The organism is Pedobacter africanus (assembly GCF_900176535.1).
In the GTDB taxonomy this organism is placed as follows: domain Bacteria; phylum Bacteroidota; class Bacteroidia; order Sphingobacteriales; family Sphingobacteriaceae; genus Pedobacter; species Pedobacter africanus.
Genome location: NZ_FWXT01000001.1, coordinates 3,187,923 through 3,202,363, shown reverse-complemented (window position 1 = coordinate 3,202,363; position 14,441 = coordinate 3,187,923). Strand labels below are relative to the sequence as shown.

The following is a 14,441-nucleotide window of genomic DNA, read 5'->3' as shown; positions in this document are numbered from 1 at the left end:
TCAATTTGGCAAATGTTTCATAAAATTCGGTATTTTCTTCCTAAACGCGAAATATAACCTTAAAATCAGCACAATATATTTATTTATTGAAGGGTAATTTTATAACTTTACACAGTATTTACCCATGAAGAAAAATACCCGCTATAATGCCCTTATTGCCCTCACTTATTCCGCTACATTAATAGGTGGGATGTTCTTTGGTTACAAATTTTTAAAAGATCAGGGGTATCAATTTCATAAGCCTGTTCAATTTGCTGATAGTAACGCCGAAAAGGTAGATGAAATTATCCATATCATCAATAAAAAATATGTTGATGAGGTAAATGCCGACTCTTTAAACCATTTGCCTATCGATAGCCTGCTGCATCAGCTGGACCCACACAGCACATACCTTCCGCCAGCGAAAGCCAGTGAAATGCTCGAGACCCTGGGAGGCAATTTTGAAGGGATCGGGATTGAATATTATATTCTCAATGACACTTTGCTGGTTACCAATGTGGTAAAAGACGGACCTGCATTTATAGCTGGAATAAGACAGGGAGATAAGATATTGCAAATCGATACGGCCATAGTGAGCGGAAAAGCGCTGCCGCGAGAAAAGATGGTAGGGCGTATAAGAGGACGCAAAGGGACTGCTGTAAAATTAACCATTATTCATCCCGGAGATACCCAGCGTATGGTATATACCGTTAACCGTAACCGTGTAAAGGTAAGCAGTATTGATGCGGCTTACATGCTGAACCCTGAAACGGCCTATGTCAGAATCAGCAAGTTTGGCGCAGATACCGACAAAGATTTTGTAGAATCAGTAAGGCAGCTAAAAGCTAAAGGGATGAAGAAGCTAATCCTTGATCTAAGGGACAATGGCGGTGGTTACCTGAGTGCGGCAACTGGGCTGGCCAACCAGATACTCGAAGAAAATAAACTGATTGTTTATACTGAAGGTAAACATGAGCCCAGGACAGATTATATGACTACCGGTGGAGGAGAGTTTGAGCAAGGGAAACTGGCGGTACTGATCAATGAAAACTCCGCTTCGGCGAGCGAAATTCTGGCCGGGGCGGTACAGGATTGGGGCAGAGGTGTAATTGTAGGCAGGCGCTCATTTGGCAAGGGCTTAGTACAGGAGCAGTTTCCTTTCGGGGATGGTTCTGCCCTGAACCTTACTATTGCCAGATATTACACTCCTTCGGGTAAAAGCATCCAAAAATCTTACAAAAAAGGATACAACGCTTATCAGAATGAAATCGAAGACCGTTTTAATGATGGGGAGCTTACTTCTGATGTGACTGGCACAGGAAAAGATAGCCTGCAGCGCAAAAATTTGACTCGTGGCGGTATCCGTCCGGATATTTACGTAAAGCTGGATACGAATGGCTACAATCGGTTTTATGGTAAACTGGTGGCCAAAAAGGTCTTGTTCGATTTTGTGTACGATATACTGGGCGCCCGATACAATGCAGAACAGCTGGAACAGAAAATGACGAAGTTTGCGATCAGCGAATCAGACTACAGCGATTTTCTGAAGTATATCCAAAAGCGCAATATTCCAATAGATCCGAAGCAACTGTATATGGCCAAACCATTGATATACAATGATCTGAAGGTGCTTTTATACAAGTACCATTTGGGCGATGCAGGCTATTACAAAGCCTTAAACCTAAATGACCCGGTGGTTAAGCAAGCCATCGCCAGCTTGCAATAAACTTATTTCTGTCTGAAATAGATCTGAACCGGCACCCCGCTAAAATCAAAATGCTCGCGTAGTTTATTCTCCAGGAAACGTTTGTAGGGCTCTTTAATATATTGAGGAAGGTTGCAGAAGAAAGCAAACATCGGAGAACTTGCATTGATCTGTGTAATGTACTTGATCTTGATGTATTTTCCTTTCAATGCTGGCGGCGGATAATTTTCAATGATAGGCAGCATGACATCATTTAACTTTGATGTAGGTATCTTCTTGCTTCTGTTTTTAAACACATCCAATGCCGTTTCTACCGCCTGGAATATCCGCTGTTTATTCAATGCAGAAATGAAAATGATCGGGACATCAGTAAAAGGCTGTAGTTTCTGACGGATTTGCTCTTCAAAGACATTCACTGTTTTGCTGTTTTTTTCTATCAGGTCCCATTTATTGACCAGCACCACAATTCCTTTCTTGTTTTTTTCTGCCAGATGGAAAATGTTCACATCCTGTGATTCCAGGCCTTCTACGGCATCTATCATCAGGATCACGACATCAGCTTCTTCAAGTGCCTTAATGGTCCGCATAACAGAGTAAAACTCTATGTTTTCCTTAACCTTCGTTTTTTTACGCAGCCCAGCCGTATCAATAAACATAAATTCATGCCCGAATTGATTGTAATGAATGTGTATGGAATCTCGGGTGGTACCGGCTATAGGGGTTACAATGTTTCTTTCTTTACCGATTAAAGCATTGATAAGGGACGACTTCCCAACATTTGGACGGCCTACAATGGTAATTTTTGGCAAGGTGTTCTCTTCTTCCGGAACATCTTCAAAATGCCTGATCACCTCATCCAGCAAATCCCCTGTTCCCGAACCTGTCATAGAAGATATCGGGTGGATCTCGCCCAGACCAAAGCCATAAAATTCAGCGGCATCGTTCTGAAGCTGCGTATTGTCAACCTTGTTTACAACAACAAATACCGGCTTCTTGCTTCTTCTCAGTAGCTGAGCGATTTCATCGTCCAAATCAGTAATTCCTGTTGTGACATCTACCATGAACAGCAAAACAGTAGCTTCTTCGATAGCAATAACCACCTGTTCGCGAATAGCGGCCTCAAAAACATCCTCTGAATTGGCCACATAGCCACCTGTATCAATCACAGTGAATTGCTTGTCTGTCCACTCTGCCACGCCATAATGACGGTCGCGCGTAACGCCACTAAAATCATCAACAATAGCTTTACGACTTTCGGTTAAGCGGTTAAAAAGGGTAGATTTGCCTACGTTTGGTCTTCCGACAATTGCGATAATATTTGACATGGGTATTTTATACGAATATTTTAAAAGCCACAAAGATACATAATCCCATCGATATGATTGGGTTTAGTTTTTTGCGGCTTAAAAAAGACCGTTAAACCAGTTTAGGATTTGTATTTTTCCATCAGCGCCTTCAGTACATCTTCCGTAAGCTGGTGGTTGTCAAGCAAAGGAAAGCCTTCCCAGATCACAACGCCTTTTGGACTAATGAGGATTACGTGAGGGATTCCTTTTACCTGCAAGGAGTTTTTCAGCGTTGCCTTGGTATCTATAGCCTCGCTGTACCTGATTTTAGGGTTTTCAAATTTCTCTACTGTTTCAGCGGGCTCATCTGATAAACCGATGACTGCAAGTTTATCCCCGAATTTTTCGTGAAAGCTGTTTAAAGTAGGGATGTATTTTCTGCAAGGACCACACCATGTGGCCCAGAAATCGATCAGCACAAATTTGCCTTTTGTATCAGGCGCGGCACTGATCCATTTTTCTACAACCAGTTCAGGCGCTTGCTGGTTGAGGATAGAGGAAGCCCATAACTTTTTGTCGTTGTTGGATTCCTGTGCAAAAGCCATATTCACGCCTAAAATGGCAATCAATAAAAATAATTTTTTCATGATAAGTACTTAGTCTCATACAAAGAAAAAATGTTATTGATCATAACCAAAGCTTTTAAGATAATTTTTTTTGCTACGCCAGTCTGGCAAGACCTTTACAAAGGTTTCAAGGAAAACCTTCTGACCCAGAAATTTCTCCATGTCCTTACGGGCTTCCATGCCAACTTTTTTTAGGCTGGAACCACCTTTTCCTATCAGGATGTTTTTCTGGGAATCACGCTCTACAATAATTTCAGCGCTGATGCGCGTAATATTTTCTTCTTCTTTAAATGCGGTAATAATTACCTCTGTGCTGTAAGGAATTTCTTTCTGATAATTGTTGAAAATCTTTTCGCGGATGATCTCTGAAACGAAGAAACGCAGATTACGATCTGTAAGGTCTTCCTTGTCGTAAAAGGGCGCATGTTCGGGCACGTAATCCAGTACAGTATTCAAGATGCCATCCAGGTTATATTGATGCAGTGCCGAAATGGCAAAAATATGTTTAGGTTTTAGCTGTTCCTGCCAATAGGCTACTTTTTCATCTACCTGTTCCTGGGTAGCATTGTCAATCTTGTTGATCAGGACGATCATAGGAATACTGGTATGCGTAATTTTCTCCAATACATCATTTTCATCGTGCTGTTCATTAATATCGGTAACAAACAGGATCAGGTCGGCATCTGTTAATGCTCCTTTAACAGAATTCATCATGGAATCCTGCAGCCCATACCGGGGCTTGATGATGCCGGGCGTGTCCGAAAAAACAATTTGATAGTCTTCTTCGTTTACGATTCCTAAAATACGGTGACGGGTGGTCTGCGCTTTAGGAGTAATGATAGAAAGTTTTTCACCCACCAGGGCATTCATTAAGGTTGATTTGCCTACGTTAGGCTTACCGATGATACTTACAAAACCTGCTTTATGCGACATGAAAATATTTTTTAAAATAAATTTGCACCACAAAGAAACGAATTATATCTTTGCATTCCAATTCGGAAGAAGAGTTAAGGATTTAACGGAAACTAAAAGAATTGTATATAGTGCGGGGTGGAGCAGTTGGTAGCTCGTCGGGCTCATAACCCGAAGGTCATCAGTTCGAGTCTGGTCCCCGCTACCAAAAGGTTCGCAGCTTTAATACAGCTGAGGCAATCTTAAATGGCCCGTTCGTCTAGGGGTGAGGACGCCAGATTTTCATTCTGGAAACAGGGGTTCGATTCCCCTACGGGCTACAAGGCATCATGTTAAAATCATCAAAATGGCTGCAAATTTGAAATTTGCAGCCATTCGTGCATTACGGGCAATATTATTTTACCCATTCGCTAATTTCTTATCTTAATAGCACATCAATCAATTTACTGTCTTTTTATTATCCTTTCCTGTCTTGAATGTATCATAGAAATCCCCTTTTAGCCATTGTATTTTGCTGAGATCATACATGGATGGGGCAATGATGTACTGAACCTGCCATTCCCCTGCCCTTGTGTATTTTTGAAACTGAAGGCAGTAAACAAAAAGCCCGCTGCCAAGACTCCCAATAAGAGTGATTTTACATCTAATGTAATTTTCATATCTGTAAGATTTTATTTGTGTGTAAATCAAGATACAATCTTTACGGAAGAATATTGATTTTGCCAGGCAACAATTCCACTGATACCACTTTTTGCAAAAAACGCTTAGTTATTTGCCAATATTGCTTATTTAAGGTTGAAATTAGCTCATAATTTTGATACAAACTATTGAAGACCAAACACAAATGAACAGAAAAGAACTATTGCTGAGCCTGGGTATGATTTTAATGATACTCATTTCTGCAAGGCCATTGCAAGCACAGAAAAAAATCGGGACCGAAACCCCGGAACAAAAAGAGAAAAGAATGAAATGGTGGACAGATGCCAGGTTTGGGATGTTTATTCATTGGGGACTTTATGCCCTGCCAGCCCGTCACGAATGGGTACAAAGCAGGGAAAAGATATCAGAACAGGATTACAACAAATACTTTAAAAATTTTAACCCAGATCAGTTTCAACCTAAAATATGGGCAAAAAAAGCTAAAGCCGCCGGCATGAAATATGCTGTTTTAACTACCAAACACCACGAAGGTTTTACTTTGTTTGATAGTAAATTTACCAATTACAAAGCAACAAATACGCCTGCTAAAAGGGATTTAGTAAAAGAATTTGTGGATGCCTTCAGGGCAGAGGGCATCAGAATAGGCTTCTATTATTCTCTGATAGATTGGCATCACCCGGATTTTACGGTTGACCGGTATCACCCCTCAAGGCCAGCCGACAATAACGATCAGGAATACCTGACCTTGAACAAAGGGAGAAATATGGCAAATTATCGCAGGTACCTGAACGATCAGGTGACTGAGATCTTAACAAAATATGGAAAAATTGACATCCTGTGGCTCGACTTTTCTTATCCGGGCAAACATGGAAAAGGGAAAGATGACTGGGGATCAGTAGAACTCCTGAAACAGATCAGAAAATTGCAGCCCGGTATCATTGTAGACAACAGGCTAGATCTGGCAGCATACAGTGATGCCGAGGATTTTGAAACTCCCGAACAAGTTAGTGCCAAAAGCCTAGCAAAATATAAAGGAAAGACCTGGGAGACCTGCCAGACTTTTTCAGGTTCATGGGGTTATTACAGAGATGAGAACACCTGGAAAACGAACACACAATTGTTAGACCTCCTAATTACATCAGTAGCCAATGGGGGTAATTTGCTGTTAAATGTTGGGCCCACGGCAAGAGGCGAATTTGACAACAGGGCAAACACGGCTTTGGATAGCCTGGGAACCTGGATGCATGCAAATTCAAAATCAGTGTATGACTGCAGCTTTGCACCAGACAAATTTAAGCCAGCTCCTGGAACACAACTAACTTATAATAAAGTCAATAAAAAATTATATGTTCATCTTTTTGACTATCCGAAAGACGGCAAGCTCGTACTTGATGGTTACAAGGACGAAGTCATTTATGCTCAGTTTTTACATGACAACTCCGAACTTTTAACAGACAAAGACCTATCGGCCTCCGGAAATCTGGTACTAAAACTTCCTCTGCAAAAACCAAACTTCACAGTTCCGGTTATTGAATTGAGTCTGAAATAGCCGAGTGGTACAGAATAATATTCCAAAAGTTAAGTTGTCCGACACATGCTTTGCAATTTTATATGCTTTAAACCGCTTTTTTTTGGAATTGATTTTTCTTTGTTGCACCTTTGTAATGCTTATAGAGAAAGATGGAGGGATTAGACCCTGCGAAGTCTTGGCAACCTGTGCTAACAAGGTGCTACATTCTACAGGAAATGCAGCCGTAGTTCCTGAAAGATAAGTGGAAACTGCTCCCCAAACAGATTCTCAGATAAGCTTTGCACGCAATTGGTTCGGCACTTGTTTAGGCCCCGGCCTCTATCAACTTTAGCTGATTGTCTGCTCATATCATTATTGTTAAATGGATATCAGAAAAGAATTAGAGAAACGTATCCTGATCATTGATGGTGCAATGGGCACCATGATACAACGTTACGCCTTAACAGAGGAAGATTTTAGAGGCGAACGATTCAAAGATCACCCTTGCGATGTAAAAGGGAACAATGACATGCTGAACATCACCCGTCCGGATGTCATTAAAGAAATCCATACCGAGTACTTAAAAGCCGGTACAGACATCATTGAAACCAACACTTTCAGCACTCAGCGCATTTCACTGGCAGATTACCAGATGGAGCCGCTGGCTTATGAAATGAGTTTTGAAGGCGCTAAAATTGCCAAAGAAGCCGTAAATGAATTTATGGCCGCAAATCCGGAGCGCAAATGCTTTGTTGCAGGTGCTGTAGGTCCGACCAACAGAACGCTGTCCATTTCTCCTGATGTAAACGACCCGGGTTTCCGTGCCATTACTTTTGACGAACTTGTAGAGGCGTACGACGAACAGGTACGCGGACTGGTAGACGGCGGTGCTGATCTCTTGCTCATTGAAACAATTTTTGATACCCTGAATGCCAAAGCGGCCATATTTTCGATAAAAAAATATGAAGCTGAAATTGGCCGTAAAATAGAGATCATGATCTCGGGTACCATTACGGACGCATCCGGAAGAACTTTATCCGGACAAACAGCCGAAGCATTTCTAAACTCGGTAATGCATGCCCGGCCACTAAGCATAGGCTTTAACTGTGCTTTGGGTGCTAAAGACATGCGTCCGCATATTGAAGAGCTTTCTGCCAAAGCTGGTTGCTATGTTTCAGCCTATCCAAATGCAGGTTTGCCTAATGAATTTGGGGCATACGATGAGATGCCGCACGAAACGGCCCACCTGGTTGAAGATTTCATCCAGCATGGCTTTGTAAATATTGTAGGTGGTTGTTGTGGGACTACCCCCGATCATATTGGCTGTATAGCTGAAAAAGCAAGAAATGTGGAACCCCGCAGAATACCACAAATAGCACCCTATCTGCGCCTGAGCGGTTTAGAACCGGTAACGATTACCCCTGAAAGCATTTTTGTAAACATTGGGGAAAGAACCAATATTACCGGTTCCCCTAAATTCAGCAAGCTGATTTTAGGCGGAGATTTTGAAGCCGCCCTGGCCGTTGCCCGTCAGCAGGTTGAAGGTGGCGCCCAGATAATTGATGTGAACATGGATGAGGGAATGATCGATTCGGAGGCTTCGATGACAAAATTCCTTAACCTGATCGCTTCCGAACCGGATATTTCCAAACTGCCCATTATGGTGGATTCTTCCAAGTGGACGGTAATAGAGGCGGGACTGAAATGTCTGCAGGGTAAGGGAATTGTAAACTCAATCTCCTTAAAAGAAGGTGAAGATAAATTCCGTGAGAATGCCCGTAAAATCATGAATTACGGTGCAGCCGTAGTAGTGATGGCTTTTGATGAACTGGGACAGGCAGACAATTTTGAAAGAAGAAAAAAGATCTGTAAAAGATCTTATGATATACTGGTGAACGAAGTCGGCTTCCCGGCACAGGACATCATTTTTGACCCCAACATCCTAACGGTAGCAACCGGCCTGGAAGAGCACAATAACTATGCGGTCGACTTTATAAACGCCACACGCTGGATCAAAGAGAATCTTCCACATGCCAAAGTAAGCGGTGGCGTTTCCAACATTTCCTTCTCTTTCAGGGGCAATAATACCGTAAGGGAAGCCATGCACTCTGCATTTCTGTACCATGCCATCCACGCCGGACTGGACATGGGGATTGTAAATGCGGGGATGCTGGAAGTTTACCAGGAAATTCCACCAGAACTGCTGTTGCTTGTTGAAGATGTATTGCTGAACCGGAGGTCAGATGCCACCGAGCGTCTGGTTGAATTTGCAGATACTATCAAATCTAAAGGGAAAGAGGTTGTAAGAGATGAAGAATGGCGCAAGGCCAGTGTAGAGGAGCGCTTATCGCACGCATTGGTAAAAGGGATCATTGAATACCTGGATGCAGACGTTGAAGAGGCCCGCCAAAAGTACGACAGGCCGATCCAGGTGATCGAAGGCCCTTTAATGGACGGAATGAATATTGTGGGCGATCTGTTCGGAGCCGGAAAAATGTTTCTGCCGCAGGTGGTAAAATCTGCCCGTGTAATGAAAAAAGCCGTGGCTTACCTGCTGCCTTTTATTGAGCAGGAAAAGCTGAACAACCCTGATCAGGACCAGAATTCATCAGCCGGAAAAATACTGATGGCTACGGTTAAGGGCGATGTACATGACATCGGCAAGAATATTGTTGGTGTGGTACTGGCCTGTAACAACTTCGAGATTGTAGACATGGGTGTAATGGTGCCTGCCCAGGACATCATTAAAAAAGCCAAGGAAATTGATGCCGACATTATTGGCTTAAGCGGCCTCATCACACCTTCACTGGATGAGATGGTACACTTTGCCAAAGAAATGGAGCGTGAAGGCTTTACCATTCCGCTGATGATAGGCGGAGCAACAACCTCCCGTATCCATGCGGCGGTTAAAGTAGCGCCTAATTATTCCGGTCCTGCCATACACGTGCTCGATGCCTCAAGGAGCGTTACCGTTGCCAGTACCTTGATGAACAAAGATACCCGCGATGAGTATATTGCCAGCATCAGGGCAGAATACGATAAAGCCCGAGAAGCCCACCTGAACAAACGTTCGGACAAGCGCTTCAAAACCATAGAAGAGGCTCGTAAGGAGAACTTTAAAATAGACCCTTCATTGGTAGCTCCTGCTCCGGAATTTACCGGAACCCGGGTATTTGAGGACTATCCCCTGGAAGAATTGGTACCTTACATCGACTGGACCCCGTTTTTTCAAACCTGGGAGTTGCGTGGCAGCTACCCAAGGATACTGGAAGACAAAACAGTAGGCGACGAAGCCAGAAAGCTTTTCAATGATGCTCAGGCCCTGTTGAAAAGAATTGTTGAGGAGAAGTTGTTAACTGCTAAAGCCGTAATTGGTTTCTGGCCGGCGAATGCAGTTGGAGATGACATCATTTTAAATGTTGAGGGCAAAGAGGTTGTGATCCATACCCTTCGCCAGCAAGCCGAAAAAACCGATGGACAGCCCTATTATGCCCTGTCTGACTTTGTAGCCCAAAAGGAAAGTGGTATCCCTGATTATTTTGGGGGCTTTGCCCTTACTGCGGGGATTGGCTGTGATGAACTGGTAGCTGAATTTGAAGCTGTTTACGACGATTACAACAGCATTATGGCCAAGGCACTGGCCGACAGACTGGCAGAGGCTTTCGCAGAACGCATGCACGAGCTGGTCCGTAAGGAATACTGGGGTTATGCCAAGGATGAAAACCTGGACAATGAGGCACTGATTAAAGAAGAATACGCGGGTATACGCCCGGCACCCGGCTATCCTGCCTGTCCGGAACATACCGAAAAGGGGACTTTATTTGCCTTACTGGATGCAGAGGCCAAAATTGGCCTGAAACTTACAGAGAGCTATGCGATGTACCCTACCGCAGCAGTAAGCGGTTTCTACTTTGCACATCCGCAATCCAGGTATTTCGGCCTGGGTAAAATCACCAAAGACCAGGTAGAAGACTACGCTGTTAGAAAAGGGATGCCGCTGGAAGAAGCGGAAAGATGGTTAAGCCCGAACCTGGCCTATTAGCTTTCGTAATTATTTAGTACTTAGACAACCCAGACACGATGAAGATCACCGATCATATTATAAATGCCAAAGGCAAAACCCTCTTCTCCTTTGAATTGCTGCCACCTATTAAAGGCCAGAGCATCAAAGGCATTTTTGATGCCATAGATCCTTTGATGGAGTTTAATCCTCCTTTTATAGATGTAACATATCTGAGAGAAGACTACATTTACAAGCAGCACGCCAATGGGCTGCTGGAAAAAGTAGCTTACCGCAAACGCCCAAGTACCGTTGCTACCTGCGCTGCCATTATGAATAAATATAAGGTAGATGCAGTGCCTCACCTCATTTGCGGGGGCTTTACCAAAGATGAAACAGAAAATGCCTTGATAGACCTGCAATTTCTGGGCATTGACAATGTCCTTGTTTTAAGAGGCGACGCCCGCAAAAGCGACAATGCTTTTATCCCTACTCCCAATGGCCATGCCTATGCTTCAGAGCTGCTGCAACATGTTGTTGATATGAACAACGGAAAATACCTGCATGATGATATGGAAAGTCCGGAGAAGACGGATTTCTGCATTGGCGTTGCCGGTTATCCGGAAAAACACTTTGAGTCGCCCAACCTGGATACTGATTTCCGGTACCTGAAACATAAGGTAGACACAGGTGCAGATTTTATTGTAACCCAAATGTTCTTCGACAACCAAAAATATAAGGCCTTTGTTGATAAATGTAGAGAAAACGGTATTAACGTGCCCATCATACCAGGCTTAAAACCCATTACCAGCAGCAAGCAGCTCATTAGTCTGCCAAAAATATTCCATCTTGACATTCCTGTGGAGCTCAGTGAGGCAATACAGACCTGTAAATCGGAGAAAGAAGTAAAAGAGGTGGGAATAGAATGGATGATCAATCAATGCAACGAGTTGAAAGCAATGGGTGCCCCGGTATTACATTTTTATACTATGGGAAATCCGGAGCCAACCAAAAGAATTGCAAGGGCTATATTTTAATATCAGGGCCCATTGTGCATTTCTGGAATACTCTTTGTAACTTTAGGAGATATGAAAAGGTTGATGCTATTGATATTGGTTACTGCAGGTTCTTTAACCGCCTGCACAACAATTAAACCCGGAACTATTGGTAATGGCGGATTATCCCAGCTTGGGGGAAGCTGGGAACTAAGCTATATATCCGGGCCCAGAATAGCGTTTAACGGACTGTATCCGGGTAAAAAACCAACCATCAAATTTGATATTGCAGAAAAAAGGTTTAGTGGAAATACCAGTTGTAATTCTTTTTCAGGCCAGTTGGTTGCCGATGATTCGGGCATCAATTTTACAAAACCCTTTATAATGACAAAAATGGCCTGTCCTGGCGAGGGAGAGGCCATTTTTATTGAAATGCTTAGAAAAACAAGTAACTACGAAGTAACCAGCGACAGTACACTAAACTTCTTGATGGGCGACATAGCCATCATGCGCTTTAGCAAAAAGTAAGCAGGTAGCTTTTAAAGGATTCAAAACTGGTATCCATTGCCGTAGCATGTTTTTGTTTTTTAACAAGTACTGCTACCTGTTCCGGCACCTGAACATTCGCTTTTATTTCCTTCGGAAAAACGTCTGGAAACTTACATGGATGCGCGGTAGACAGGAAAACGCCTGTAGATTCCTGATCCGCAGTTTCCATTCTATATTCCTGCAAGGCCAACCATGCGATTGCGGTATGCGGACAGGCAACATAATTGAATTCATTATAAATCGCATCGATCCCTTCCAACGTTTCTTCATCCGTAAAACGATAACCTTTCATTACCTGCTGCAAAGCGCTTTTATCCTGATTAAACAAATCCATGATCCTTACCCAGTTACTTGGTGCGCCCACATCCATTGCATTGGCATACGTCTGTACAGAAGGCCTGGTCTGATAAACTCCGGTTTCTAAAAAGCGCGGTACAGTATCATTTACATTGGTAGCCGCCACAAACTGTTTTACCGGCAGCCCCATTCTATAGGCCAGTAGGCCTGCTGCAATATTTCCAAAATTGCCGCTCGGCACTACAAATACGATGTCCTTCTTTCCCTGTTGGCGCAGTTGCGCATAGGCATTGAAATAATAAAATGTCTGGGGAATAAGCCGCGCAATGTTAATGGAGTTGGCAGAAGTCAACCTGAGTTTTTTATTCAGTTCCTCATCTGCAAAAGCTTGTTTTACCAGGTGCTGGCAATCGTCAAAGGTACCATCTACTTCAATCGCATGGATGTTTTGCCCATTCGTACACAGTTGAAGTTCCTGAATATCGCTCACTTTTCCTTTAGGATAAAGAATGGTTACCCGGGTATTTTCTACTCCAAGAAAACCCAGGGCCACCGCCCCACCTGTATCACCTGAAGTAGCAACCAGCACATCGAGCATCTGTTCATTTTTCTTTAAAAAATAGCCCATTACCCGGCTCATAAATCTGGCGCCAAAATCCTTGAAGGCAAGCGAAGGGCCATGAAACAGTTCCAGCACATAGTCGTTATCGGCCAGTCTCAGTACCGGTGCATCAAAATTTATGGCGTCATCGATGATAATTTTAAGATCGGTTGCAGGTATAGCATCTTTCAATAAGGCAGAAGCTACTTTAAAGGCGATTTGCGGCAGACTGTACTGATCAATCTGATCTATAAACTCCTGGTTGAGCCGGGGAATGTCGACAGGCATATATAAACCTTTGTCCAGGGGCATGCTGTTAAAAACAGCAGTAGGGAAGTCTACACGTAAGTCACGGTTATTGGTACTGTATAGTTTCATTTTAGTCTAATATTACTGGTCCTTTTTTGTTGACTTCCGACACGAAAGCCAGACTGTTAATGGAAATGTTTTTTAAATGATGCTGTAAGCTGGCAGTAATTTGCAGGGCCGTCTCCTTATCCTTTGTAAGCGCAAATACAGAGGGCCCAGAACCGGAAATCCCGAAGCCCACAGCTCCTGCTTTCATGGCCTGCGACCTGAGTTTATAAAAATCAGGTATAAGAATAGACCGGGTGGGTTCAACCAGTACATCGGTCATGCTCCGACCTATCAGTTCATAATCATTCATAAACAATCCTGAAACCAACCCCGCCACATTTCCCCATTGGGTTACCGCATCTTTCAGGAAAACCTTGGAGCGGATCATTTGCCTCGCATCTTTGGTAGGCACATCCACTTCAGGATACACAATTGCTGCGTGGAGATCAGCAGGAAAAGGCAAGCTGATGATATCTAAAGGGCTGTAACTTCTGATGAGAACGAAACCTCCCATCAAAGCGGGCGCAACATTATCAGCATGTCCATAACCACAGGCCAGTTCCTCACCCTTCATAGCAAAGGGAACCAGTTCTTTATTGTTGAGCGGACTGTCCATTAAGGAATTGATGGCAAAAAGCCCAGCTACGGTACTGGCAGAACTGGAGCCCAGGCCACTGCCAATCGGCATTTTCTTATGCAGCTCTATTTCCACCCCAACTTCGGGCCGGCCAATGTGCCCCAGATACTCGCGGGCGATGGCACTCACCGTATTTTTTTCAGGATTCAGGGGTAGTTTTCCTCCGTCACCGGTTATCTTTAAAAGGGAAACGCCTGGTTTATCGCTCAGGCGCATGATCACCTCATCACCGGGTTGGTCTACCGCAAAACCCAGTACATCAAAACCACAAACCACATTGGCAACGGTAGCGGGGGCAAAAACTTTTATAGATCTTCTAGTCATGGC

The 14,441-nt window shown here is 43.5% G+C and carries 11 protein-coding genes, 2 tRNA genes and 1 riboswitch; of the genes, 7 read left to right on the top strand and 6 right to left on the bottom strand.

From position 1 onward, the window contains the following. Positions 1-124: 124 nt before the first annotated feature. Positions 125-1,705, top strand: coding sequence for a S41 family peptidase (locus B9A91_RS13430; RefSeq protein ID WP_084239334.1), 1,581 nt, complete (start codon positions 125-127; stop codon positions 1,703-1,705). Positions 1,706-1,707: 2 nt separating this feature from the next. Here B9A91_RS13430 and der read toward each other — a convergent pair whose 3' ends face one another. The 3 genes from der to era form a co-directional block, all read right to left on the bottom strand. Beyond that, positions 1,708-3,009, bottom strand: a complete 1,302-nt coding sequence (gene der / locus B9A91_RS13425) for a ribosome biogenesis GTPase Der (protein ID WP_084239333.1) — start codon at positions 3,007-3,009, stop codon at positions 1,708-1,710. Positions 3,010-3,110: 101 nt separating this feature from the next. Continuing rightward, on the bottom strand, positions 3,111-3,617 hold the full coding sequence (locus tag B9A91_RS13420; RefSeq protein WP_084239332.1) for a TlpA family protein disulfide reductase: 507 nt from the start codon (positions 3,615-3,617) through the stop codon (positions 3,111-3,113). Between the two features lie 33 nt (positions 3,618-3,650). Further along, positions 3,651-4,529, bottom strand: coding sequence for a GTPase Era (gene era, locus B9A91_RS13415; RefSeq protein WP_084239331.1), 879 nt, complete (start codon positions 4,527-4,529; stop codon positions 3,651-3,653). A 111-nt stretch (positions 4,530-4,640) separates the two neighbouring features. On the opposite strand from era, the gene B9A91_RS13410 reads away from it, so the two are divergent. Both B9A91_RS13410 and B9A91_RS13405 read left to right on the top strand, forming a co-directional pair. Continuing rightward, positions 4,641-4,716 (top strand) — tRNA-Met (locus tag B9A91_RS13410). Positions 4,717-4,756: 40 nt separating this feature from the next. Beyond that, positions 4,757-4,828: transfer RNA gene (locus tag B9A91_RS13405), tRNA-Glu, on the top strand. A gap of 177 nt (positions 4,829-5,005) precedes the next feature. Here the strand turns inward: B9A91_RS13405 and B9A91_RS24145 are convergent. Next, entirely contained in the window at positions 5,006-5,167 is a 162-nt protein-coding gene (locus tag B9A91_RS24145; RefSeq protein ID WP_159451698.1) for a hypothetical protein, read from the bottom strand. A gap of 185 nt (positions 5,168-5,352) precedes the next feature. Between B9A91_RS24145 and B9A91_RS13395 the strand changes: the two genes are divergently transcribed. From B9A91_RS13395 to B9A91_RS13380, 4 genes are all read left to right on the top strand, one after another. After that, positions 5,353-6,717: an alpha-L-fucosidase gene (locus B9A91_RS13395; RefSeq protein ID WP_084239329.1), complete on the top strand. Its 1,365-nt coding sequence runs from the start codon at positions 5,353-5,355 to the stop codon at positions 6,715-6,717. Between the two features lie 116 nt (positions 6,718-6,833). Beyond that, positions 6,834-6,943: riboswitch (SAM riboswitch) on the top strand. 117 nt (positions 6,944-7,060) lie between these two features. Continuing rightward, a complete protein-coding gene (metH, locus tag B9A91_RS13390) occupies positions 7,061-10,720 on the top strand; it encodes a methionine synthase (RefSeq protein ID WP_084239328.1) in 3,660 nt (1,219 codons plus the stop codon). A gap of 38 nt (positions 10,721-10,758) precedes the next feature. After that, on the top strand, positions 10,759-11,715 hold the full coding sequence (metF, locus tag B9A91_RS13385) for a methylenetetrahydrofolate reductase [NAD(P)H] (RefSeq protein WP_084239327.1): 957 nt from the start codon (positions 10,759-10,761) through the stop codon (positions 11,713-11,715). 51 nt (positions 11,716-11,766) lie between these two features. After that, positions 11,767-12,201, top strand: coding sequence for an META domain-containing protein (locus B9A91_RS13380; RefSeq protein WP_084239326.1), 435 nt, complete (start codon positions 11,767-11,769; stop codon positions 12,199-12,201). Here the strand turns inward: B9A91_RS13380 and thrC are convergent. After that, positions 12,188-13,498 (bottom strand): threonine synthase, encoded by a 1,311-nt coding sequence (gene thrC, locus B9A91_RS13375; protein ID WP_084239325.1) that lies wholly within the window; start codon positions 13,496-13,498, stop codon positions 12,188-12,190. The two genes, B9A91_RS13380 and thrC, sit on opposite strands and share 14 nt — an antisense overlap. A gap of 1 nt (position 13,499) precedes the next feature. After that, positions 13,500-14,438, bottom strand: a complete 939-nt coding sequence (locus B9A91_RS13370) for a homoserine kinase (protein WP_084239323.1) — start codon at positions 14,436-14,438, stop codon at positions 13,500-13,502. Positions 14,439-14,441: the final 3 nt, after the last annotated feature.